Source organism: Acidisoma silvae (genome assembly GCF_020618775.1).
Classification (GTDB): domain Bacteria; phylum Pseudomonadota; class Alphaproteobacteria; order Acetobacterales; family Acetobacteraceae; genus Acidisoma; species Acidisoma silvae.
On the sequence record NZ_JAESVB010000012.1, the window covers coordinates 41,419 to 65,942 of the forward strand.

The 24,524-nt window shown below is 63.9% G+C and carries 18 protein-coding genes; 11 read left to right on the forward strand and 7 right to left on the reverse strand.

Translation table 11 applies throughout. The features are described from left to right. The first annotated feature begins 93 nt into the window (after positions 1 to 93). From ASILVAE211_RS19125 to ASILVAE211_RS19145, 5 genes are all read left to right on the forward strand, one after another. Positions 94 to 1,134, forward strand: coding sequence for a cation diffusion facilitator family transporter (locus tag ASILVAE211_RS19125; protein ID WP_227322965.1), 1,041 nt, complete (start codon positions 94 to 96; stop codon positions 1,132 to 1,134). A 79-nt stretch (positions 1,135 to 1,213) separates the two neighbouring features. Then, a complete protein-coding gene (locus ASILVAE211_RS19130; RefSeq protein WP_227322966.1) occupies positions 1,214 to 1,822 on the forward strand; it encodes a GbsR/MarR family transcriptional regulator in 609 nt (202 codons plus the stop codon). Between the two features lie 236 nt (positions 1,823 to 2,058). Next, on the forward strand, positions 2,059 to 3,234 hold the full coding sequence (locus ASILVAE211_RS19135; protein ID WP_227322967.1) for an efflux RND transporter periplasmic adaptor subunit: 1,176 nt from the start codon (positions 2,059 to 2,061) through the stop codon (positions 3,232 to 3,234). Positions 3,235 to 3,244: 10 nt separating this feature from the next. Further along, positions 3,245 to 6,430: an efflux RND transporter permease subunit gene (locus tag ASILVAE211_RS19140; RefSeq protein ID WP_227322968.1), complete on the forward strand. Its 3,186-nt coding sequence runs from the start codon at positions 3,245 to 3,247 to the stop codon at positions 6,428 to 6,430. Between the two features lie 379 nt (positions 6,431 to 6,809). Beyond that, positions 6,810 to 9,281, forward strand: a complete 2,472-nt coding sequence (locus ASILVAE211_RS19145; RefSeq protein WP_227322969.1) for a Hint domain-containing protein — start codon at positions 6,810 to 6,812, stop codon at positions 9,279 to 9,281. Positions 9,282 to 9,404: 123 nt separating this feature from the next. Here the strand turns inward: ASILVAE211_RS19145 and ASILVAE211_RS19150 are convergent, their stop codons facing one another. The 5 genes from ASILVAE211_RS19150 to secA form a co-directional block, all read right to left on the reverse strand. After that, the gene (locus tag ASILVAE211_RS19150) at positions 9,405 to 10,313 is read right to left on the reverse strand and encodes a sigma-70 family RNA polymerase sigma factor (RefSeq protein WP_227322970.1); all 909 of its coding nucleotides are present in this window, start codon (positions 10,311 to 10,313) and stop codon (positions 9,405 to 9,407) included. Between the two features lie 13 nt (positions 10,314 to 10,326). Further along, entirely contained in the window at positions 10,327 to 10,770 is a 444-nt protein-coding gene (locus ASILVAE211_RS19155; RefSeq protein WP_227322971.1) for a carboxymuconolactone decarboxylase family protein, read from the reverse strand. Between the two features lie 84 nt (positions 10,771 to 10,854). Continuing rightward, positions 10,855 to 12,033: an acyltransferase family protein gene (locus tag ASILVAE211_RS19160; RefSeq protein ID WP_227322972.1), complete on the reverse strand. Its 1,179-nt coding sequence runs from the start codon at positions 12,031 to 12,033 to the stop codon at positions 10,855 to 10,857. 171 nt (positions 12,034 to 12,204) lie between these two features. Beyond that, positions 12,205 to 13,101 (reverse strand): glycosyltransferase family 2 protein, encoded by an 897-nt coding sequence (locus ASILVAE211_RS19165; RefSeq protein ID WP_227322973.1) that lies wholly within the window; start codon positions 13,099 to 13,101, stop codon positions 12,205 to 12,207. A 426-nt stretch (positions 13,102 to 13,527) separates the two neighbouring features. Beyond that, complete coding sequence (gene secA, locus ASILVAE211_RS19170; protein ID WP_227322974.1) at positions 13,528 to 16,254, reverse strand: preprotein translocase subunit SecA; 2,727 nt, start codon at positions 16,252 to 16,254, stop codon at positions 13,528 to 13,530. A gap of 226 nt (positions 16,255 to 16,480) precedes the next feature. Between secA and ASILVAE211_RS19175 the strand changes: the two genes are divergently transcribed. The 6 genes from ASILVAE211_RS19175 (at position 16,481) to ASILVAE211_RS19205 (ending at position 22,337) form a co-directional block, all read left to right on the forward strand. Beyond that, entirely contained in the window at positions 16,481 to 17,413 is a 933-nt protein-coding gene (locus tag ASILVAE211_RS19175; protein ID WP_227322975.1) for a peptidylprolyl isomerase, read from the forward strand. 5 nt (positions 17,414 to 17,418) lie between these two features. Next, complete coding sequence (gene argJ / locus ASILVAE211_RS19180; RefSeq protein ID WP_227322976.1) at positions 17,419 to 18,654, forward strand: bifunctional glutamate N-acetyltransferase/amino-acid acetyltransferase ArgJ; 1,236 nt, start codon at positions 17,419 to 17,421, stop codon at positions 18,652 to 18,654. Then, positions 18,635 to 19,672, forward strand: a complete 1,038-nt coding sequence (gene mutT, locus ASILVAE211_RS26370) for an 8-oxo-dGTP diphosphatase MutT (protein WP_319799602.1) — start codon at positions 18,635 to 18,637, stop codon at positions 19,670 to 19,672. Before argJ ends, mutT begins: the two co-directional genes overlap by 20 nt. Before the next feature lie 43 nt (positions 19,673 to 19,715). Continuing rightward, positions 19,716 to 20,471, forward strand: coding sequence for a competence/damage-inducible protein A (locus ASILVAE211_RS19195; protein ID WP_227322977.1), 756 nt, complete (start codon positions 19,716 to 19,718; stop codon positions 20,469 to 20,471). A 111-nt stretch (positions 20,472 to 20,582) separates the two neighbouring features. After that, positions 20,583 to 21,062, forward strand: coding sequence for a DUF29 domain-containing protein (locus ASILVAE211_RS19200; protein ID WP_227322978.1), 480 nt, complete (start codon positions 20,583 to 20,585; stop codon positions 21,060 to 21,062). Between the two features lie 6 nt (positions 21,063 to 21,068). Then, a complete protein-coding gene (locus ASILVAE211_RS19205; RefSeq protein WP_227322979.1) occupies positions 21,069 to 22,337 on the forward strand; it encodes a threonine/serine exporter family protein in 1,269 nt (422 codons plus the stop codon). Positions 22,338 to 22,344: 7 nt separating this feature from the next. On the opposite strand, the gene ASILVAE211_RS19210 is transcribed toward ASILVAE211_RS19205, so the two are convergent. Beyond that, positions 22,345 to 23,331 (reverse strand): M14 family metallopeptidase, encoded by a 987-nt coding sequence (locus tag ASILVAE211_RS19210; RefSeq protein WP_227322980.1) that lies wholly within the window; start codon positions 23,329 to 23,331, stop codon positions 22,345 to 22,347. Beyond that, positions 23,322 to 24,524, reverse strand: coding sequence for an acetylornithine deacetylase (argE, locus tag ASILVAE211_RS19215; protein ID WP_227322981.1), 1,203 nt, complete (start codon positions 24,522 to 24,524; stop codon positions 23,322 to 23,324). The genes ASILVAE211_RS19210 and argE overlap by 10 nt, the downstream gene beginning before the upstream one ends.

Here is a 24,524-nt window from a genome sequence, read left to right on the forward strand (position 1 = left end):
GGACCGGGCTTCTCATCTTGCCTGTCTTTTGGGCAAGACCCGCGTTTCGTGCAAGGGAAAGCATGCGGCCGCCGCAATGGGGGGCGCTGACCGATGAGCAGCGCGCACGGTGCCGGCAGCCACGGCAATGGTCATGCGCATGGCCACGACCATGATCACGACGAGTCCCATGCGGCGGAGCATGACCATGGCGGCCATAGTCATGAGGGGCATTCCCATGCCGGCCATTCCCACGGCGCTGGCGGCCATGTTCACGCCCCGGCGAATTTCGGCCGCGCCTTCCTCATAGGCATCATTCTGAATGTCGGATTCGTCTTCGCGGAAGTGATCTACGGCGTGCTCGGCAATTCGGTGGCGCTGATCGCGGACGGCGCCCATAATCTGACGGATGTGCTGGGCCTGGCGGCGGCATGGCTGGCGACGGTCCTCGCCAAACGCGCGCCTAGCACGCGCTACACCTATGGGCTCGGACGCTCGACAATTCTCGCGGCGCTCAGCAATGGCGTGCTGCTGCTGGTCGCGACCGGCGCGATCCTGCTGGAAGCGGTGGAGCGGCTGATAGACCCCGCGCCCGTCTCCGGCGGCACGGTGATGATCGTGGCCCTGATCGGCATCGCCATTAACGGCTTTACCGCATGGCTGTTCATGTCGGGCGCGAAGGATGACCTGAATATCAAAGGTGCCTTCCAGCATATGCTGGCGGATGCCCTGGTTTCAGCCGGCGTTGTCATCGCCGCTTTGTTGATCAGCGTGACGGGCTGGAACCGGATTGATCCGATCGTCTCCATCGTCGTGTCCATCGTCATCGTTGTCGGCACCTGGGGTCTGCTGCGCCAGTCGGTTGGCATGTCGCTGGACGCGGTGCCCGAGGGCATGGATGCGGCCGGCGTGCGGCGCTACCTGGAAACGCTGCCCGGCGTGACGGAAGTGCATGACCTGCATATCTGGGCCATGAGCACGACCGAGACGGCGCTGACCGGGCATCTGGTCATTCCCGGCGCCCATCCGGGCGACGGCTTCTTGCGCAGCACTTGCGAGCAGTTGCAGACACGTTTCCGCATCGGCCATGCCACGCTGCAGATCGAAATCGACCCGATGGGGGCCTGCCGCCTGGCGCCGGCCGACGTCGTCTGACGGCAGCGCAGAGCCAATTTTGGTATCGGGCCGGCTTTGCCCTATTGGTGCTGATCGGACAAAGCTGAAAGTGCGTTAGTTGGAACTCTCTCCCGTTACACAGGCCTTCGTTCTGCATTTCGGTGAAATGGGCAGCCGATGGGGTATCAACCGGACGGTCGGGCAGATTTACGCCCTGCTGTTCCTCTCGGCCAGGCCGCTGGCGGCCGATGAGATTGCCGAGGCATTGGGCTTTTCGCGCTCCAATGTCTCCATGGGGCTGAAGGAGCTGCAATCCTGGCGGCTGGTGCGGCTGCAACATCTGCCCGGCGACCGGCGGGAGCATTTCTCGACGCCCGAGGATGTCTGGCAGATCGTCCGCATCCTGGCGGAGGAGCGCCGCAAGCGCGAGCTGGACCCGACGCTGTCCGTGTTGCGCGATCTGCTGCTGGACGAGAAGACCAATCCGGACGAGCAGCATGCCTATCTCCGCATGCGGCAGATGCATGACCTGCTGGAACTCATCACCAAATGGTCTGCCGACATCAACAAGCTGGAAACGACGCAGTTGGTTGAGCTGATCCGCATGGGCGGCCGTATTGTCCGCCTGCTGGAACTCAAGAACAGGCTGCCGATCATCGGGTCGCGCAACAAGGCGCCAGCCGGGCTGGAGCCGGCGCAGGCGGAGCCGGACGACGCCGAGGCATGACCGCCGATTCTGTTGCTGCGGCGCAGTAACGATCGGTACTGAGGGGTTTTTTGAAGCAAAGGGGCGGTGCCAGTCGGTGACCGCCCCTTTGCTTATGGCAAAAGCGTGAAGTTAAGCGGCGAAGCCCAAGGAAACCGCAGGGTCTGACAGTGAATCCGCCTTGCGGATGGCTGCGCAAAGCTTCTAGAACCGCAATAACGGCCTGCGTCATTTCTAGAAGAGATCGTTATAAACTCATGAAGTTAAACGGTGTTGCTCAGCGGGGCGTCGCGGTTTCGGCGCTGGCTTTGATCGTCGGGCTGTCGGCCTGCAAGAAAAGCAATACCTATGTGGCGCCGCCGCCGCCCGAAGTCTCGGTCACTGTGCCGCTCGTCCATGACGTGCGCCGCCATCTGGAGACGACAGGCAATGTCGTGGCCCTGAATTCGGTTGATCTGGTCGCTCGTATCCAGGGCTTTCTCTACAGCCAGAATTACACCGACGGTGCGATGGTCAAAAGCGGCGGCACGCTGTTTACGATCGAGCCGCCGCCCTATTACGCCCAGTTGCAGCAGGCGCAGGCGCAGCAGGCCGCCGCCCAGGCAAACCTGGTGCAGGCGCAGCAGCAATTCGCCCGTCAGGCGCAGTTGCGCACGCAGAATGTCAATTCGCAGGCCGACTACGACAATGCCCAGGCGAAACAGGACGCGGCCCAGGCCGATGTCGACAATGCCATTGCCAGCACCCAGCTCGCCGCCATCAACTATTCCTATACCCAGGTGAAGGCGCCGTATGACGGCCAGGTCTCCACCCATCTCGTCTCCGTCGGCCAGATGGTCGGTGCGGGTGGTGAGAAAACGAAACTCGCGACCATCGTTCAGATCAAGCCGATCTATGTCTATTTCTCGCTCAGCGAGCCGGTGGTGCAGCGCATCCGTGCGGCGCTGAAGGCCATGGGCAAGACGATTGCCGATGTCCACAATATTCCCATCGGCATCGGCCTGCAGACCGAGACCGGCTATCCGCATATCGGTGAGCTGGATTACGTGGCGCCGACGGTCGACGCCGATACCGGCACGCTGACGGCGCGTGCCCTGATGACCAATACCGATCTCAGCCTGCTGCCCGGCATGTTCGTGCGCGTGCAGGTGCCCGCCGGCGTCGATAGCAATGCCATCCTGGTGCCCGATACCGCCATCGGTTCGGATCAGGCGGGGTCTTATGTTCTCGTCGTCGATGCGCAGAACGAGGTGCAGCAGAAAAGCGTGACAACCAGCACGCTGGTGGATGGGCTGCGCGTAGTCGACAAGGGTCTTCTGCCCACGGACAAAGTCATCGTCGACGGTCTGCAACGCGCGATCCCCGGCGAGAAGGTGGCGCCGCAAACCGCCCCGCCTTTGACCGCGCCTGCCGACATAGACAGCGCCCAGTAGGCGCCCGCCCATGTTGTCAAAATTCTTCATCGAGAGGCCGGTTCTCGCGAACGTCCTCTCCATCGTCGTGGTGCTGGTCGGTCTCGTCGCCATGGTCGGCCTGCCGATCGCGCAATATCCCAATGTCGTGCCGCCCACCGTGCAGGTGACGACAAGCTATCCCGGTGCCAGCGCCGAGACGCTGATGGATACCGTCGCCCTGCCGATCGAGCAGCAGGTCAACGGCGTGCAGGACATGCTGTACATGCAGTCCTCCTCCACCAGCAGCGGCTCCTATACGCTGACGGTGACCTTCAAGATCGGCACCGACCTGAACTTCGCCCAGGTGCTGGTGCAGAACCGCGTCTCCGCCGCGCTCGCCTCGCTGCCCGCTTCGGTGCAGGCGCAGGGCGTCGTCGTGCAGCAGAAATCGACGTCCATTCTGCAAATCGTGACGCTGACCTCGCCGACCGGTCAGTACGACAGCCTCTATATGAGCAACTATGCCGGCATCAATATCACCAACGTTCTGGCGCGCCTGCCGGGCGTCGGCAATGTCGCGGTCTTCGGGGCCGGTTCCTATGCCATGCGGCTATGGCTGGATCCGAATGCGCTGAAGGCGCGCGGCCTGACGCCGACGGACGTCATCAACGCCGTGAAAAGCCAGAGCCAGGCGGTGACGGCGGGGCAGACGGGGTCACCGCCCGCGCCCAGCACGCAGGCATTTCAGTACACGATCAATATCCAGGGCCTTCTGACGACGCCGCAGCAATTCGGCGATATCGTGCTCAAGACCGGCAGCGGCTCGGGCGGGCAGGTGACGCGCGTGCGCGACGTCGCCCGTATCGAACTCGGCGCCCAGAACTACGCGCAGACCTTCACGCTCAATAACAAACCCTCTGCCGGCATCGCCATCTATCAGCAGCCGGGTGCCAATGCCCTGCAGGTGGCGAGCGAGGTCAAGAAGACCATGGCCACCTTGGCCAAAAGCTTTCCGGAAGGCCTGACCTACAGCGTTCCCTTCGACACGACGCTCTTCGTCACCGCCTCGGTGGACGAGGTCTATAAGACGCTCATCGAGGCGGGCATCCTCGTTCTCGTCGTCATTCTGGTCTTTCTGCAGGATTGGCGCGCGACGCTGGTGCCGGCGACGACCATTCCCATCACCGTCATCGGCGCCTTCGCGGCGATGGCAGCGCTCGGCTTCACCATCAACCTCTCGACGCTCTTCGCCATCGTGCTGTCCATTGGCATCGTCGTCGATGACAGTATCGTCGTGGTGGAAGGCTCGGCCCAGCAACTGGAGCATGGGCTCGGCCGCAAGGAAGCCGCCATCCAGGCGATGAAGGAATTGTTCGGCCCCATCGTCGGTATCACGCTGGTGCTGATGTCGGTCTTCATTCCGGCCTCGCTGACACCGGGGCTGACGGGGCAGATGTATGCGCAGTTCGCGCTGGTCATCGCGGCCACCGCCCTGATCTCGGCCATGAACGCGGCGACATTGACGCCGACGCAATGCGCCCTGTTCCTGCGCGTGCCGAGACCGCCTGAGCAGCGCAATATCCTCGCCCGCGGCTTCAACCGTGGTTATGACGGCGTGGCGCGCTGGTATGGCGGCATCATCGCCCGCATGACGAAACATGCCGGTCTTTCGGTGATCGTCGCGTTGATCCTGATCGGCGGCGCGCTGTGGGGCATCGCCCGCCTGCCGACCGGCTTTCTGCCGATCGAAGACCAGGGCTATGTCATCGTCGGCGCGCAGCTGCCGGACGGGGCGGCCCTGGGCCGCACGCAGCAGGTGCTGACGCAGATCGGCGACATCGCCCAGAAAGTGCCGGGCGTGCAGCAGGTCATCGGCATCGGCGGCATTTCGGTCATCGACAATAGCGCGCAGCTCGCCAATGCCGGCGTCGACTACATCATGCTGAAACCCTGGGGTGAGCGCGGCAAGGGCGAAGACCTGCGCTCGATCTATATGAATCTGACCAAGGCGCTGGGCCCGGTGCAGTCGGCCATGACCTACGTTCTGGTGCCGCCCGCCATTCAGGGCATCGGCAATGCCAGCGGCTTCACCATGATGCTGGAACAGCGCGACGGCAGCGGCGATTTCGTCAAATTGCAGAATATCGCGCGCACGGTTTTGGCGGCGGCCAATGGCCAGACCGGCATCGCCCGCGCCACCACGTCCTTCCGCGCCGATGTGCCGCAATATGACGTCGTCGTTGACCGCGTGAAGGCCGAAAGCCTGCATGTGAATGTCGGTGACGTCTTCTCGACCATCTCCTCCTATGTCGGTTCCACCTTCGTCAATCAGTTCAACGAATTCGGATTGACCTTCCAGGTCTATGCCCAGGCGGATTCGAAATTCCGCCTGAATATCGACCAGCTCAACAATCTCTATGTGAAAAGCACGGACGGGCTGATGATCCCGGTCGGCACGCTGGTAAAGATTAAGCCGACGGTCGGGCCTTCGCTGATCAGCCTCTATAACCTTTACCCTTCCGCCACCATCATCGGCAGCAATGCGGCGAACTTCAGTTCTGGCCAGGCCCTGGATCTGATGGATCAGGTGGCGGCGCATAACCTGCCGCGCGGCACGGGCTATGACTGGACGGCGATGTCCTATCAGGAGAAGGCAGCCGGCGGGCAGATTATCTATGCCTTCGGTTTCGCGCTCATCCTCGTCTATCTCGTGCTCTGCGGGCAGTATGAAAGCTGGGTCAGCCCGGTGGCCGTGCTGCTGGCGGTGCCGCTGGCGCTGATCGGCCCGGGCCTGGTGCTGGGGCTGCTGGGCGTCGGCAACAACCTTTATGTGCAGATCGGTCTGCTGCTGCTGATCGCGCTGGCCGCCAAGAACGCCATCCTGATCGTGGAGGTGGCGCGCGAGCATCGCATCGCCGGAAGGTCCATTCTGGACGCCGCGCGCGATGCCTCCCATGCGCGCTTCCGTCCGATTTTGATGACCTCCTTCGCCTTCATGCTCGGCGTCGTGCCGCTGATCATGGCAACCGGCGCTGGCGCTAACTCGCGAAAATCCATCGGCATCACCGTCTTCAGCGGCATGGCGGCCTCCACCTGCCTGGCCGTGCTGTTTGTGCCGTCCTTCTTCATCGTGCTGCAGCGGTTCGACGAATGGCTGCGTGGCACAAAAAAGAAAGAGACGGATAGTGGTGCCGCACCGCCGCACGGCGCGCCGCAACCCGGAACCGGCGACTGAGCTTCCGGGCTGCCGCTTCCGCGCCTAAAGCGTTTCAGGTTTTCACATAAACGACGGCATTTCCGCGCAGGCGGGAATCCTCTGCCTTTGGCACCGCGTCGGGACGTAGAAGATGCCCACTTTCGTGGGCATGACGGTTGGGACTGCTTCAATCAAAATCTGACGGACGCGAGTGATGCTTCTACCGATGAGCATCCCCCGGTCTGTCCATCGATCTAGTCCCTTAGATCTCTGAAAATATGAGATTATTGAACCAGTTTCTGACATTGAAACTGCGCAATGACCGTGTCAGTGTCTTTGTTAAGCCGTGACGAAGTCTGCCTCTCTTCGCGTATGGCCAGGGCTTCGTAGAACAGCGGCACAGAGCGGGAGCAGGTAGATGGCCACGATCACCGTCACCAATTTAAACGATTCCGGTGCTGGCTCTCTCCGAGAAGCCATTGAGGAAGCCAATAGCGCGACCGGCGGTTCATCAACCATCGTCTTCTCGGTCAGCGGTACCGTCACGCTGGACAGCGACCTGCCCGATATCACGTCTTCGGTCACGATCGATGCAACCTCTGCGCCCGGCGCCACGGCCGGCGGCGCGCCGATCGTCGGCATCGATTTCAACGGCAATAGCGGTCTGACCTTCGCTTCGGGCTCCAACGGGTCATCCCTGCTCGGCGTCTCGGTCGGCGGTGCGGCGGGCAATGGCATCACCATCGAGTCCAGCGACGTGACCATCGCCGGGGATTATGTCGGTCTTTCGACCAGCGGCACGGTTCTGGCGAATAGCGGCGACGGCATCAATATCGCTGCCACGTCATCAGGCAATACGATCGGCTCCAACCCCACGGCCGCGTCCGGCGTCGTGTCTAATGTCATATCCGGCAATGGCGGCAACGGCGTCCAGATCAACGGCAGTTCCGACAATACGCTGGTCAATAACTATATCGGCACCGACCCGACCGGCAGCACGGCGATTGCGAATGGTGAAAACGGCATTCTGATCACCAACGGCGCCACCAATAACCTGATCGGCGGCACGGCCTATACGGATACCAGCACGGGTGCGGTGAATGACCCGACCGGTGACAAGGGCACGGTTGCCCCGGTTTTCGTCACGCCGCCGCTGGGCAATCTCGTCTCGGGCAATACCGGTAACGGCATTCTGATCAGCGACAATTCCGAAAACAACGTGCTCAGCGGCAATTACGTCGGCACCACGGCCAGCGGCAATGCGGCGCTCGGCAATGGCGGCGACGGTGTCGCGATCGACGATTCCGACAATAATTCGCTCATCGGCTGCACCGCGCTTGAGAATCCCTTCGTCTATTACAATGTCGTCAGCGGCAATGGCGGCAATGGTCTGCACATCACCAATTCCGACGACACGACGGTGCAGGCCAATTTCTTCGGCATCGGCGCTGACAACGCAACGATCGTGGGCAATGCGGGTGACGGCATTCTGGTCGACGGCGATTCCTCGGTCACGCAGGTCGGCGGCGTCATTCCGCTCGGGAATGTCTCGGCCGGCAATGGCGAGAACGGCATTGAAGTTGCGGACACGGCCAGCCATTTCATCAGCTTCAATACCTTCGGCGGCCTTTTCGCCTTTGGCGCCGCCGCCCCGAATGGCAATGACGGTATTCTGATCACCTCGACCGGCGGCTTCAACACGCTGCAAACGAATGTTCTGTCCGGTAACGTCAATGACGGCATTGAAATCGGCGGCGATGCCTCGGGCGTCACGGTCGATCCGAATATCGTCGGACTGCAAACCAACGGTCAGGCCTTTCTGACCGGCGGCGGCAACGGCAATGACGGGCTGGAAATCGACGGCACCGCCCATGACAATATCATCGGCGGCGACCAACAATCCGTCATTCCGGAAAACACCTTCTCGGGCAATGCCAATTACGGTGTCGAAATAACCGGGCAGGCTTATGACAATCAGGTCTTTTCCAGCGATATCGGCACCGATGTTCTGGGCACCTATGCGCTGGCCAACGGGGCCGGCGGCATCCTGATTTCCGGTCAGGCGCATGACAACACAATCGGCGGCACGGTCAGCGCCGGCGTGCGGGCGGCCGATATCGTCAGCGGCAATGATGGCCCCGGCATCACGCTCGGTGACGCCACAAGCAATACGACGATCACCAACAACATCATCGGCTATGGCACCGAAGGCACGCAGCCCATTCCCAATCACGGGGCTCCGATCGACACGGGCGCGAGTACCGGCAATACGATTGCGGACAACCAGACCTTTGCCTGTTTTGCCCAGGGCACGCGCATCGCGACGCCGTCCGGCGATGTCGCCGTCGAGGATCTGGCGGAAGGCGATCTCGTTCTCACCCTGGATGGCGCGGCTCAGCCGATTGCCTGGATCGGTCGCCGCACCGTTGACTGCGCGCGGCACGATCGGCCTGCGGCCATCCGGCCGGTGCGGGTAACGGCCGGCGCCTTCGCTGCCGGTCAGCCGGCGCGTGATCTGTTTATCTCGCCCGACCATGCCGTTTTCGCGGAAGAGGTCTTCATCCCGGTCAAGCATCTGATCAATGGCAGCACGATCCGCCAGACGGACTGGCCTTTGGTCACCTATTTCCATATCGAACTGCCGCGCCATTCCGTCATTTTCGCCGAAGGCCTCGCGACCGAAAGCTATCTCGACACGGGGGACCGCGCATCTTTCGCCAATGGCGGCGCGGCCTTGGCGCTGCACCCGCTCTTCGGTCAGGCGCGGCAGGATGTGACGCTGATCTGGGAAGCCCGCGCCTATGCGCCGCTCTGCGTCACAGGCGCGGAAGTGGCGCGCGTGCGGGCGCTGCTGGTTGCGATGGCTGCACGGAGGCAGCGGGTCGCCTAGAGCCTTTCAGGGTTGGGTTGAAATGCCCCCAACCGTCATGCCCGCTTTCGCGGGAATGCCGTCGTTGCAGTGAAAACCTGATACGTTTTAAAGGGCAAGCGGCCGAAAGGCTGGGGTGTGGTCTCAGAGATTGAGGCCAAGCTGACTCGCAATCGCACCCAGCTTTGCGGGATTGCGGATAATATAGACGGCACTGATCTGCCCCTCGGTGATCGTCAGCACGGTTGCCTGGGGCAGTCCGTCCGGCTCCCGTGTCACATAGCCCGGTTCGCCATTGATCAGCCCGGTATGGATCAGAGACCGTTCGGCGCCGGCGCGTTTGCGCGCCAGGGACGCGAACATCCGCGCGGCCTTGTCGCCGCCATGGATGAGGTTGAGCGCGGCCGGGCGGATGCCGCCACCATCGGTATGCAGCACCACATCGCTGGTCAGCAGGCGCCGCAAGCCCGCCTCGTCGCCCGTTTGGGTGGCGGCAAAGAAAGCGCGCGTCAGCCTGTCGCTTTCCGCCGGTGGTACCGGGTGCGGGGGCCTGTGGCCCTCCAGTTTCGCGCGGGCCCGCACGGCGATCTGCCGGCAGGCGGCATCCGTCCGGTCCAGCAGCCCGGCGAGTTCGTCGAAGGGCGTGTCGAACAGGTCATGCAGAATGAAGATGGCGCGTTCGGGCGGCGACAGGCGTTCCAAAGTCAGCATGAAGGCGAGGGATAGGGTCTCCGTCCGCGCCCAGGCGGCTTCCTGCGGCGGGTCTTCGCTGTCCAGCGCAGGTTCGGGCAGCCAGGGGCCGACATAATCCTCCCGCCGCACCCGCGCCGATTTGAGATGATCGAGCGCAAGGCGGCCGGCCGCCTTCATCAGCCAGGCGCGGGGCAGGGCGATGGTGGCACGGTCTGCCGCCTGCCAGCGCAGATAGACGTCCTGGGCGATATCCTCGGCCGTCGCCCAAGACCCCGTCATGCGATAGCCGAGGCCGATCAGCGCCGGCCGCACGGCCTGGAACGTTTCGGCGGCATCGGCATGGGTTGCGGCCTCGGACATCGCAGTCACGTCGTCACCGGCCGGCGGGGACGGAGCGGAAGCCGATGGCGATCCGGTTCCAGGCGTTGATGGCGGCGATCAGCATCGTGAGCTTCACCATATCTGCTTCCGAAAACTGTTCGGTGAGCGCCGCATAATCCGCATCCGGCGCATGGGTTTGGGCAATCAGCGTCAGCGCTTCCGTCCAGGCCAGGGCTGCGCGCTCACGCGGCGTATAAAGCGGCGCTTCGCGCCAGGCGTCGAGCAGAAACAGCCGGGCCGGGGTCTCGCCCGCCTTCATCGCGTCGCGCGTATGCATGTCGATGCAATAGGCGCAGCCGTTGATCTGGGACGCGCGGGTCTTCACCAGTTCGATCAGGCTGTGCTCAAGGCCGGAAGTGACCACGGCCTGTTCCAGGCCGCGCATGGCGCGCATGACCTCAGGGGCGGCGGCGAAATAGTCCAGACGGGGTTGCATGAGACTGTTCCTTTCAAGGGTTCAGTCCCAAGACGCGGCAGCCGCCCCGGATGTGACGGCCGCCGCAAAAAAAAGATCGGATCGTCAGCCCATGCGGCGCTGCGCGAAGCGGTTGAAGGGCTGTTCCAGGTATTGGTAGGACAGCGAAGCGGCAAAGACGGTCAAGGCAGCGGTCGCGAAGAACAGCAGGATATGCGCGAGATAGGAGGACGCGCCGGTAATGGGCGGGGATAGTGCGGGGACGAGCGCGCCCAGGATCATCAGCACCGGCACGTGATAAAGATAGCCGCCGTAGGAGATGCGTCCGATGGCCTGTAGCCCCGGCAGATTGCAGATGCGCAGCAGGGCGCTGTTTCTGACCAGGATGCCCATTAGCAAGGCGACGCCCAGGCTGGTCGGGACGTAGTAGACCCAAATCTGCCGCCCCTGCCCGAACAGGACGCCCGACAGAACGTTCCGTGTATCACTGACGGAAACATGGCCGGACAATCTGATATTCACCAGCACATAGGTCAGGACATAGGCGACGGATATGGCCAGGGCCACCACCGCCGCGACCTGCGCGTAGCGGATATTGGCGGCAATTTCCTGGCGATAAAGCGCGATCAGGCTGCCGGCGGCGAAAGCATCGAAATGGCCGGGGCCGAAAGCATAGACGGCAAAGGCCGCGTGTAGGGCGTCATAATGCTGGTCCAGGCTCCATGACGCGACGGCGTAACGAATGACCGGCGCCAGAAGGATGACGCCGACCAGGGCGATGGTGCGCAGGCGCCGATTGGGCAGCAGAAGCACAAAGGGAAAGACGACGTAGAATTGCTGTTCGTCCGACAGGGTCCAAAGATGGGCGAAGCCGCCCCAGACTGTGCCGGGTGCGTAGCTTTCGATGATCATCTTGATGTTCTGCGTGAAGGTCAGCAGCCAGGGAACTTCAGCCAGATCGCCCGGCGTCCTGAAAGCCAGAATAAAGATTGCAGATACCGCAATATAGCCGAAATAGATCGGCCATATCCGAAAGGCGCGGCGGGCAAAGAAATTGACGATGCGCCGCGTGACCGAGTGTTGCGCGTGCTTGGCCGAAAAAAGCGAGCTTGTGACCGCAAATCCGGAAATGACGAAAAACAGCCAGACGCCTGTCCAACCGAAAGGAAAAAGCCCGCTATGGATGGCAATGACGGCAAGCATCGCGAGACAGCGCAGGGCGTCAACCTCAGGCAGATAGGCGCTGGCCGCGCGTGTCGCTAAAGTTGATCGATCAGCTGTCACTGAGCGCCTGGGTCTCAGCGATGGCGTTGATAATGTTGCGTCGCTAGGAATTGCCGTTACTCCCCTTCGACTTCGACTAATTATGTGCGCTCGTCTATTTGACAGGAAGCGACTGTAGCGAATGCATATCCAACAATTTTGAAGGTGCCGCGATGGCGCCTCAAAATTTCATCAGCTCATGGTTATAATATTGGCAGGTTTGAGCCGTCCACGAATAAGATCAAAAAACGCGCGCGTGTTGCCGATCACTCTTCCGCGACGATCGACCCAGGGCTCCGGAAAAAACGCACCGGCGAAGTTGCGCAGTATATTGCGCGTCATCTGGCTATAGGCGCGGCGCGGCGCCATGGTGCCCTTGCGGGCCAGATAGATGGGATTGGCGATCTGGGCATAGCCGAAGCGCTGGCCGGAGACGCGGCCGCGCTTGATGCCAAGATGAACGCCGAGCAGGCCATGGGCCTGCACGATCTCGCCAAAGCCGCTGAGCTGGCGGCTGAAGTCCACGTCCTCAAGCCAGCTGTAGAGCGGCAGGGCCTCGTCGAACTTTACGCCGTGCTTGCGAACGAGGTCGGCGCGCACAGCCATGTTGCAGCCATAGCCGTTATAGATCGGCATGACTTGGCGGTTCTGATCAACCTCAGGCGTGATCTGCATCAGTGTCGTCAGCGCATCCGGCGGTTCGATGCCCGGGCCTGTCGCGCCGTCGGCCAGAACAAGGCCGGTTGCGACAACAAGCGTCGGCCTCGCCGCAAACAGATCGTGCAGGCGGCTGATGAAGCTATTCGCCGGAAAGAAATCGTCGTCCAGGAACAGCAGGATATCGGACTCGTCCGAGTGCTCGATGATCGCGTTGCGCTGCGCGGAGGATCCGCGGCTTGTGCCCTGGACGACCGTCACCGGCACCCGCGCGCGAATGGTGTCGAGATGCGCTTGATCGACGTCTTCGTCCGGTCGGCCGGCGCAGATGATGATGCGGTCCGGCAGCCGCGTCTGGTTCAGCAGATGGTCCAGCGCGGCGCTGAGCACGCCAGGCCGACCCAAGGTTGCGATACCGATCTCAACAAACATACAGAACCAACTTACCGTTCAAAAACTCAAGCCCCGCCGGGCGAAAACATCAACAGGCGTCTAGGCGTCACGCCGCCCACCGGCGGGTTCAGGGGAACCCCCAACCGGGTTGCGGCGGCAGATTTGGCCCGCCGGCATCAAAACGGTCTTTCGGCCAAGGGCAGCCGGCAGCAAAGACATAGACTGAGGCGGACAGGATCCAAAACCCAGCCAATAGGCGTAGGGAGGACGTACGTCTGTTTGGGTTATGTCCTGAACGGATCGCCGAAAGCCTGATGGGTCAAGCTCGAAGGTAGTGCGGGCCGGCCAGGTCCGCTGTGCAAATGGCCTAGGCCCTGGAATGCTGGCCAGGACTGCCGGATTGGCGCTGTCAGCCTATCCTGCGGCAGAAACGAAAAAGGGGAGCAGTTGCTCCCCTTTTTCAGATCAGGCCAGCCGGCCGTGGCATTGCTTGAACTTCTTGCCCGAGCCGCAGGGGCAAGGCGCATTGCGCGGCGTCTCGCGCCAATCGGCCGGCAGTTCCGCCAGAGAGGTGGCCTCCATCCCGGCCTGTACGGCCGGCTGGGCGTCCAACATGACGCCCAGACCCATATCGGTGCCGAAACTCTGGTTCAGAAGCTGCTCGGGATTGTTCTCGAACATCACGCCGGGCGGCGGCGGCGGTTCTGCGGACTGGGTGAAGTCGACCCGGCACAGGGTGGCCGTCACGCGATCCTTGAGGTCTTCCAGCATCGCGCCGAACAGCGCGAAGGCTTCCGACTTGTATTCGCGCAAGGGGTCCAGCTGGCCATAGGCACGAAGCCCGATGCCCTGGCGCATATGATCCAGATTGAGCAGATGCTCCTTCCAGACCTGATCCAGCGTCTGCAACAGCAGCGACTTTTCCACCATGCGCATCAGTTCGGGGCCGAAATTGGCGGCTTTCCCGGCCATCAGGGCATTGCCGGCTTCCTCGATCCGCTCACGGATATGGCTTTCGTCAATGCCTTCCTCGCGGCCCCAGTCCTCGATCGGCAGCGACAGGCCGAGCAGGCGCTCGATATCCTCGGCCAGTTCGGCGGTCTGCCATTGTTCGGCAAAAGCCTTTTCGGGAATGCGGCGGGAGACGAGTTCGTTGATGATCTCGTTCCGCATCTGGCCCACAACCTCGGAGACGTCTTCCAGCATCATGAATTCGCGGCGCTGCGCATAAACCTCGCGCCGCTGGTCGTTCATGACGTCGTCGTATTTCAGGAGGTTCTTGCGGATATCGAAATTCCGCGCCTCGACCTTCTTCTGGGCCTTTTCCAGCGCCCGGTTGATCCAGGGATGGGTGATGGCCTCACCCTCCTTCAGGCCAAGCCGCTGTAGCATGCCGCCCATCCGGTCCGAGCCGAAGATGCGCATCAGGTCGTCTTCCAGGCTCAGGAAGAAGCGCGAATGCCCGGGGTCGCCCTGACGGCCGGAGCGGCCGCGCAGCTGGTTGTCGATGCGGCGGCTTTCATGCCGCTCGGTGCCGATGACGAACAGGCCGCCGGCGGCGACCACCGCGTCATGCGCTTGGGCAACTTCCGCGATCAGCGCCGCGTCGCGCTGCGCATATTCGGCCGGATCGGCGATAGTGGACAGTTCCAGGCGGCGGCGCATGTCGATATTGCCGCCGAGCTTAATGTCCGTGCCGCGACCGGCCATGTTGGTCGCGATGGTCACGGCGCCCGGCGCCCCGGCCTGGGAGATGATGGTCGCTTCCTGCTCGTGGAAGCGCGCGTTCAGCACCGCATGAGGCACGCCGGCGCGGTTCAGCAATTCGCTGAGGATTTCGCTTTTCTCGATGCTGGTGGTGCCGACCAGGACGGGCTGGCCCTTGGCGCGCGTCTCGCCGATCAGCTTGGCGAGCGCGTCGTATTTCTCGGCCGCCGAGCGATAGACCTCGTCATTCTCGTCCAGACGCGAGACGGGCACGTTGGTCGGGATCTCGACGGTCGAGAGCTTGTAGATTTCCTCGAATTCGTCGGCTTCCGTCATCGCCGTGCCGGTCATGCCGGCCAGCTTCGGGTAGAGACGGAAGTAGTTCTGGAAGGTGATGGAGGCCAGCGTCTGGTTCTCAGGCTGGATGGTGACGTGTTCCTTCGCTTCCAGCGCCTGATGCAGGCCTTCCGAATAGCGGCGGCCTTCCATCATGCGGCCGGTGAACTCGTCGATAATGATGACCTTGTCGTCGCGCGTGATGTAGTCGACGTCGCGGGTAAACAGGGTATGGGCGCGCAGGCTCTGCTGGGCATGATGCAGGATCGAGATATTGAAGGCGTCATACAGATTGCCGTCCTCGAGGACGGCAGCTTCGCGCAGCATCTCCTCCACCTTCTCGGAGCCGAATTCCGTCATCGTGACGGCCTTCTGCTTCTCATCCTTCTCGAAGGTCTCGGGGTCCAGCACGAGGATCTTCACGACCTCATCCACCTGCCGGTAGAGGTCGGAACTGTCCTCGGCCGGGCCGGAGATGATCAGCGGCGTGCGCGCCTCATCGATCAGGATGCTGTCGACCTCGTCGACGATCGCATAGTGGAAGTCGCGCTGGACCATGTCTTCCAGGCGGTACTTCATATTGTCACGCAGATAGTCAAAGCCGAATTCGTTGTTGGTGCCGTAGGTGATGTCGCAGGCATAGGCAGCGCGGCGCTGGCTGTCTTCCATGCCATGGACGATGATGCCGGTGGACAGGCCCAGGAAGGCGTAAAGCTCGCCCATGGTCTCGGCGTCGCGGCGGGCCAGGTAGTCGTTCACCGTCACGACATGCACGCCGCGCCCCGCCAGGGCGTTCAGATAGACGGGCAGGGTGCCGACCAGGGTCTTGCCCTCGCCGGTCTTCATTTCGGCGATGCGGCCGTTATGCAGAACCAGGCCGCCGACCAGCTGGACGTCGAAATGCCGCATGCCGAGGACGCGCTTGGCGGCCTCGCGCACCACGGCGAAGGCTTCCGCCATGATATTGTCCAGGCCCTCGCCACCGTCCAGGTGGCCCTTGAACTCAGCCGTCTTGGCGCGCAGCGCCTCGTCCGTCAGGGCCGCGATCTGGGGCTCCAGGGCGTTGACCTGGGGCACGATCCGCCGATAGCCTTTCAGCGTGCGGTCGTTGCTGTTTCCGAAAATGGCGCGGGCGAGAGATCCGAACATGATAACCTTGGGTCAGTTGGCCGGGCGCAGATGCCGGCCGCCGGCTGGCGGAATGCCCTGGTGAACCGGGCCGCGATAGCCTGGAGGGGAGCAAGTGATAGGACTCCCGCTAAATCGGGTCAACGCATGGCTTTGTCATGTTCCGGCAAGATGGCCGCCTTGTCGTCCGGCGCCGCATCGGCCATTCTCCGCCGCCCTTGGCACCCCCGCCGGATTAGAGGTTTTTATGCGCCTTTCTCGTTTGATGCTTGCAGTCCTGGCCAGCACGGCCCTGGCTTTTCCGCTCGCCGCCCAGGCGCAGACCAGCACGGCCCCTGCGGCCGCCCCGGCCGGCGCCGCCCAGAAGAACCCGGTCATCGCGACCGTGGACGGCACCGATATCTATCTGTCCGATATGCAGGACATGAGCCGCAACCTGCCGCAGCAGCTACAGAGCATGTCGCCCGAGCAGCTTTACCCGATCCTGCTGGACCAGCTGGTCGACCAGAAGGCGATGGCGATCCAGGCGCGCAAGGACGGCATGCTGAATGATCCGGCCGTGAAGCGCCAGATCGAGGTCGGCACCGATCAGGTTCTGCAAGGCGCGCTGATCCGCAAGGCCATCGGCCCGGATATCACGCCGGACGCCGTCAAGGCGGTCTATGACAAGGACTACGCCAACAAGCCGGGCGTCGAGGAAGTCCATGCCCGCCATATCCTGGTGGCGACCGAGGCGCAGGCCGAGGACATCATCAAGCAGCTCGACAAGGACGGCGGCAAGAACTTCGCCGATCTGGCCAAGAAGTATTCCACCGATCCGGGCAGCGTGAACGGCGGCGATCTCGGCTGGTTCAAGAAGACCGACATGGTGCCGGCCTTCGCCGATGCCGCCTTCGCCATGAAGGACAACCAGATCAGCCAGACCCCAGTGCATAGCCAGTTCGGCTATCACGTCATCCAGGTTCTGGGCCATCGCACCGACCCGGCGCCGACTCTGGCCGATGTGCAGGACAAGATCCGCAACCAGCTGATCCAGGACGGCATCCATAAGCTGCTGGCGCAGGCCCGCGCCGCCGTCACGGTGAAGGAATTCGCGCCTGACGGTTCGCCGTTGCCGGCAGCCGGCGCCCCGGCGGCTGGCGCCGCGCCTGCCGCCGCTGCTCCCGCCAGCGGGAACTAAGCGCCATGGCCAGCATCACGAGCGTCTCTCCGCTGGCGGTTCCGCTGCCGGACATGGGTCCGATCGCAGGCGTTCGCCTGGGCTCGGCCGCCGCCGGTATTCGCTACCAGGGGCGGACGGACCTCATGATGATGGTCTTTCCTCGCGGCACCACCGTTGCCGGCGTCTTCACCCAGAATACCTGTCCGGGTGCGCCGATCGACTGGTGCCGCGCGGCGCTGGACGGCGGCCGCGCGCAGGCTTTGGTCGTCAATGCCGGCAATGCCAATGTCTTCACCGGCAAGGCCGGCGTGGCCACGGTGAAGGCGACGGCGAAAGCCGCCGCCGAGCTGGCCGGCTGCCCGGCCAAGCAGGTTTTTCTGGCCTCGACCGGCGTGATCGGTGAGGTTCTGCCGGCCGAGCGCATCACCGATGCCCTGCCGGCTTTGCATGAGGTGCTGGTGGAAGACGGCTGGGAAGCCGCCGCCCGCGCCATCATGACGACGGATACTTTCCCGAAAGGGGCGACCCGCACCGCCGTCATCGGCGGCACCACGGTCACCATCAACGGCATCGCCAAGGGCAGCGGCATGATCGCGCCAGATATGGCGACGATGCTGTGCTTCATCGCCACCGACGCCGCCATCCCGGCAGAGGCGCTGCAATCTTTGTTGTCCAAGGGCGTCGGCCCCAGCTTCAATGCGGTGACCGTCGACAGCGATACCTCGACCTCCGACACCGTGCTGCTTTTCGCGACCGGGGCTGCCGGCAATCCGAAAGTGCCGGCGACGGGCGGCTCCATGCTGCGCGACTTCCGCCGCGCGCTGGATGAAGTGATGCTGGACCTCGCCCTTCAGGTGGCGCGGGACGGCGAGGGCGCGCAGAAACTGATCAAGATCGACGTCACCGGCGCGGTCAGCAAGCGCTCGGCCCGCGCCATCGCCTTTGCCATCGCCAATTCGCCGCTGGTGAAGACGGCGATTGCCGGCGAGGACGCCAATTGGGGCCGCATCGTCATGGCGGTCGGCAAATCCGGCCAGCCGGCGGACCGTGACCGTCTGGCGGTCGGTGTCGGCGGTACCTGGATGGCCCGCAACGGCACCGTTGTTGCAGGGTATGACGAGGCTCCGGTCGTCGCCCATATGAAGGGGCGGGAGGTTGAGATCGCGGTCGATATCGGCCTCGGCAACGGGGAAGCCACTGTCTGGACCTGCGATCTGACCCATGGATATATCGACATCAATGGCAGTTACCGAAGCTGATGCCCCTCCAGCGTCGGAGGTTCGGCTTACCACCGAACGCCTGACGCTCAGGGCCGTCACGCCTGACGATGCCGAGCAGCTTCATCGCCTGCTCAATGACTGGGAGGTCTGCCGCATGCTGCAGGCCGTGCCCTTTCCTTATCCGCGTCTGATCGCCGATCAGTTCATCGCCGATTCGGTGTCGCAGCGGCTGGACGGCCGGGCCTATCATTTCGCCGTCACCGGGCAGGAAGACGGGCGGGAAAAGCTGGTCGGTGCCGTCGGGCTTACCTTGCTGCCCGGCCAGCGGCGCGCGACCATCGGCTATTGGGTGGGACGCCGCTTCTGGGGTCATGGCGTGGCGCGGGAGGCAACGGGCCGCGTGCTGCGCTGGGCGCTGGCCAATCTCGACCTTGATTCCGTGGAAGCGACGGTCGCCATCGACAATCCGGCCTCCACCGCCGTTCTGCGCGCCATCGGTTTTCGGGAAATCGGCCGGGGCGCGGAGACCTTCCTGTCGCGGGGCAACGGTTCCCATAGCGTGCTGCGTTTCGAGGCGGCGCGGGCTGACCTGGCCCCTGCACCGACCCAGTCGACGCCAGTGGCTGACAGTCTCGCGGCGGCAGCTGCGCCGCCTGGCCTGCCGCTGGTCCTGGTCGCGGCCTGCGTGCTGATCGACGGCCAGGGCCGCGTACTCATCGCCCGCCGGCCGGAAGGCCGCGCCATGGCGGGCCTGTGGGAGTTTCCCGGCGGCAAGCTGGAGCCGGGGGAAAGCCCCGAGGAAGCGCTGATCCGGGAATTGCGGGAGGAGTTGGGCGTCGATGTCGCGCGCAGCTGCCTGGCACCCTTCGTCTTCGCCTCCCACAGCTATCCCAAATTCCACCTGCTGATGCCGCTCTTCCTGTGCCGGCGCTGGCAGGGGCATCCCGTCGCCAGGGAAGGGCAGCTCCTCCGCTGGGTCACCCCGGACGAGATGATGGACTATCAGATGCTGCCGGCGGATAAACCGTTGCTGCCCTTGCTGCGGGACCTGCTGTAAGCTTTCCTCGTTGCGCTGCGATTCTGCCAAGGGGCCCAAGCCGATGACCAATCCGACCGCCTGCCTGCTCGTGATCGGCAATGAAATCCTCTCGGGCCGCACGCAGGACATCAATATCAATTTCCTTGCCCGCCGGCTGGGCCAGATCGGCATTCCGCTGCGTGAGGTGCGTGTCATTCCGGACGTGCCGGAAACCATCATCGGCACGGTGAACGAGGTGCGGGCGCGTTACGACCATGTCTTCACGACGGGCGGCATCGGGCCGACGCATGACGATATCACCGCCGAATGCATCTCCGCCGCCTTCGGCGTGCCGTGGGAAATCCATGCCGAAGCCTTCGCGCTGATGAATGCGCGCTACCCGGCGGGTGAATTCAACGCCGCCCGCCAGCGCATGGCGACGATGCCGCGCGGTTCGACGCTGATCCCGAATTTGGTCTCGACCGCGCCCGGCTTCACCATCGGCAATGTCCATGTCATGGCCGGCGTGCCGCGCATCATGCAGGCCATGTTCGATGCGCTGGCGCCGACGCTGGAAGGCGGTCCGCCCATCATCTCCCGCGCCGTCTATGCGCTCGGCCTGCTGGAAGGCATCATCGCCGCCGACCTGGAAGCGGTGCAGAAACGCTATCCGCAGCTCGATGTCGGCAGCTATCCCTTCGCGCGCGAAGCCGGCCATGGCGTCGCCATCGTCAGCAAGGGCACCGATGTGGAAGCGGCGGAAGCCGCGACGGCTGAGGTGACGGTACTGATGGAAAAGCTGGGCCTCGCCCCCATTCAGGGCGAGCCCGCAGTTTAAAGTCTCAGTGAAGCGACGTCATCCCCGCGAAAGCGGGGATCTTCTGGCTCAGGCGCCGCGATAAGAAGATGCCCGCTTTCGCGGGCATGACGTTGGGGGGGAGGGAGAGACATGCCGGATCATCTCTATGACAGCGATGTCCTGGCCTGGGGCGAGCATCAGGCCGATCTGCTGCGCCGCATTTCGCGCGGCGAACAGGTGAACGAGGCACCGGACTGGGCGCATGTGATCGAGGAGATCGAAGACGTGGGCCTCTCAGAACTCCAGGCCTGCCGCAGCCTGTTGACCCAGGCCATGGTGCACCTACTGAGGCTCTCGCGATCGCCGGACGCCGAGCCGGCTGGTCATTGGCGCATTGAGACGGCTGCTTTCTTGACCGGTGCGCGCCGTGGCTTCTCGCCATCCATGCGCCAGCGCATCGATCTGCCGGAACTCTGGAAAGATGCCGTCTATGCCGTCCGCGCGGAAGCGCCGCGAGGGCAGACACCGACTCTGCCCGATGACTGCCCCTGGACGCTGGACCTGCTGCTGTCCGATCGGCCGGACCCGCGCGACCTGGCGGCCCTCATCAAAGCTGCCGCCGAAGGCTGATAGACCATGCCGGATGAGACAGCCCAGGCGGCGGAAGCGGAAGCCGCCGGGCATTGCCTGCTGCAATTCGGCCGCATCCTGCTCCAGAACGGTGCCGATACCGGCCGCGTGCAGGTGGCCGTGCGGCGCATGGCGACCGCCCTCGGTTATGAGGCGCGGATGCTGATCTCCTATGAAGGCATGGTGCTGACCCTCGTCTCAGGCCATCACTTCGCCACCAAAATCGGCAGCCGCATTCCGGCGATGAATGTCGGCATGAGCCAGGCGGCGGCGGCCTTTCAGGTTCTGCATGACGTGGTCGGCGGCCGTTGCGATGTGGCCGGCGCGACCGCGCGGCTGGACAAGCTTGAACACAGCCCGCCCCTCTATAACCGCTATCTGGTGGCCATCGCGCTGGGCATGACGGCGGCCTCCCTCAGCCGGCTGTTCGGCGGCGACTGGATGGCCTTCATTGCCTGCTGGGTGGCCGTCGCCATCGGCACGGTGGCGCGGCAGGACTTCGGCAAGCGCGGGTTCAGCCCGGTTCTGGTGGCTTTTTTGGCGGCGGCCGTCAGTGGCATCATCGGCGGCTTCGGCGCGCGGCTGCTGGGCAGCGCTACGCCGGCTTTGTGCCTGGTGGCGCCCGGCATGGTCATCGTGCCCGGCGTGCCGCTGATCAACGGCGTGCAGGATATGCTGCGTAATCACGCCAGTATCGGCGTCGCGCGTCTTGGCTTTTCGTTCTTCGTCATCGCGGCCATCGGGCTTGGTCTGGAGGTCGGCGCGCTCGTCTCCGGCGTGCCGTTGCCGCTGGATATCCCGTCCGGCTCGGTGCCGATCGCCGAGGATGCCGTCTTCGCGGCGCTGGCGGCGCTCGGCTTCGTGCTGCTGTTCAGCGTACCGCTGCGGCTGGCCTGGGCCTGCGCCGTCTGCGGGCTGGCCAGTCACACGGTCAGGCTCGCCGTCATGCAATGGACGGGCGCCGATCTGGTGCTGGGCACGCTCATCGCCGCCCTGCTGGCCGGCGGCCTCGCGCAGATTTTCGCCCGCCGGCTGGACGCCCCGGCCGCGACCTTCGCCTTTCCCGGTGTCGTCGCCATGGTGCCGGGCATCTATGGATTTAGGACAATCGCGGGCGCGCTTCAGATCGCCGGGGCCGGTGTTTCCCCCAGCCCGGTTCTGGTCGACACGACGCTGGCTTTGGCCGTCACCGTTCTGCTGGTGACGGGGGCCATCACCATCGGCATCGCCGTGCCGCTGGCGCTTGCCAATCCACGCGTCACCGCGCGGGTCTGAGAGGCTTTCAGCCCATCCGCGCCAGCCTGACGGCGGTATGCCCCCGGCTCGGCCGCAGGCTGGGCATGACCAGCAGGCAATTGTCGTAAGGCGTGCGGATATCGGTGGGGCCGTCGATCGCCAGCAGCGTATTGCGGTGGCGGATGACCTGGCCGCCGCGATAGGGCTGCATGAAGGTGAAGCCCGCTGTCTTGGCCGTCACCACGCTGGTCACCTCGGCGAAGACGGAGCGGCGCGGCAGTGCCGGCGCGGGCAGCAGCGGCGCGGTGTCGCTGGCCATATCCAGCGACCGCAGCAGCCCGGCGATGGCCGAAAGCATCGTCTCCACCGTATCCCGCAGCCAATGCTGCCCGGCTTCGACCAGATTGGAGACCGGCGCCACGCCGTCATCGGCGAAACGGTGATAGTCGATCAGCCGGCGGCCATTGCTATGGCCGGGGTCGGAGACGACGCATTCCGGAACGCCGACGCGCTGGCCCAGTGCTCGTCCGCGTTCGGTGCCGCCGCAGAGAATCAGCGGGTCGGACGGCCAGAGCATGGAATGCAGGTCGAACAGCACATCGGCCGTTTCGATCATCGGGCGGAATTCGCGGGCGCGGTCCAGTTCCGCCGAGTGGCGCGGTCCATCCAGCACGTCCTTGTCCCAGATGCGGTTCATATCCTCGTCGATATAGCGGGACGCGATGGGGTCCGCCGGATCGAAGCGCGCGAAGGCCGCCAGATTGGCGAAACCGAAGGTGACGCGGCCCCGGCTGGGGGTAAAACCGCCGGCCAGCAGCCGGTCCAGCGCAATGGCCCCGGCGATCTCATTGCCATGAACCAGAGAAACCAGCGCGACATGCGGCCCCGGCTGGCCGCTGTCCCGGGTCGTGAAACCCGGCACGCCGGTATTGCCGGCAAGCCAAGGCGTCAGGTCGGGGGCCGCAAGCTGAACCTCGAATTGCGGCAACGCCATCGCGCCATTCGCCGTGGTGCGCGGGGCGGTCATCCGCATACCCGCGTCGCCATCTGGCGGATGAAGCGGTCGCAGGCCACGAGTTCACTCACTGCGATCCATTCATCGCCCTGATGGGCCTGATTGATATTGCCCGGTCCACAGACGATGGCGGGGATGCCGGCATCCTGGAACAGTCCGGCCTCGGTGCCGTAGCTGACGCGCCCGGCGCTATTGCGCCCGGTCAGCTGGCGCACGGTGTCGGCGAGCGGATGATCCTCAGGCAAAGCGAGGCCGGGAATCCAGTTCAGCACCTCGAAGGCGAATCCCGAATCGGGATCCACGGCCTTCATAGCGGGTTCGATGTCCGCCGCGACATAGGCGCGCAGTCGGTCGACCTCGGCGAAGAAATCATCGCCCGGCACGGTGCGCCATTCCATCTCGAACCAGGCAAGATCGGCGATGATATTGATGCCGGTGCCGCCGCCCATGCGGCCGACCTGGCAGGTGCTGTGTGGCGGATCGAAGCCCGGCACGAAGGGGCCTTGCGTTGCGAAGCGGCGTTCTTCCTCGGCAACCCAGGCGATGGCTTTCGCCGCCGCCTGCACGGCATTGACGCCGCGCGCGGGGGTCGCGGAATGGCCGGCGCGGCCGCGTACCGTCACCCGCATGGCCAGCCGCCCCTTATGGCCGGTGATGGGGGCCAGCAGGCTGGGTTCGCCGACCAGGCAAAGATCGGGCTTCCAGCCGCTTTCGGCCATATCCTCGATCAGCCGGCGGGCGCCGTCGCAGCTGATTTCCTCGTCATAGCTGATGAACAGATGCACGGGCCGGGTAAGGTTCGCTGCCTTGATATCGGGAATGGCGGCCAGGCAACTGGCCACGAAGCCCTTCATATCCGCCGTGCCGCGTCCATAAAGCAGGCCGCTATCCTCGCGCAGCGTGAAGGGATCGCTGGTCCAGCGCTGGCCTTCCACCGGCACGGTATCGACATGGCCCGACAGGGCCAGTCCGCCCGGACCGGGCTTGCCGATGACGGCATGGATATTCGCCTTGTCGCCCGCTGGGTTGAAGCTGCGCCGATACGCAATGCCCTGGCCGTCCAGATAGTCCGCGATGAAATCGATGATCGGCAGATTGCTGCGGTCGCTGGTCGTGTCGAAGCCGATCAGCCGCGACAGAAGCTCAAGCGTCCGCGGCGGCTCGGTCGAAGACCCGGAAGCGTCCGGAGCCAGGGGGGCAGTCTGTTGCAT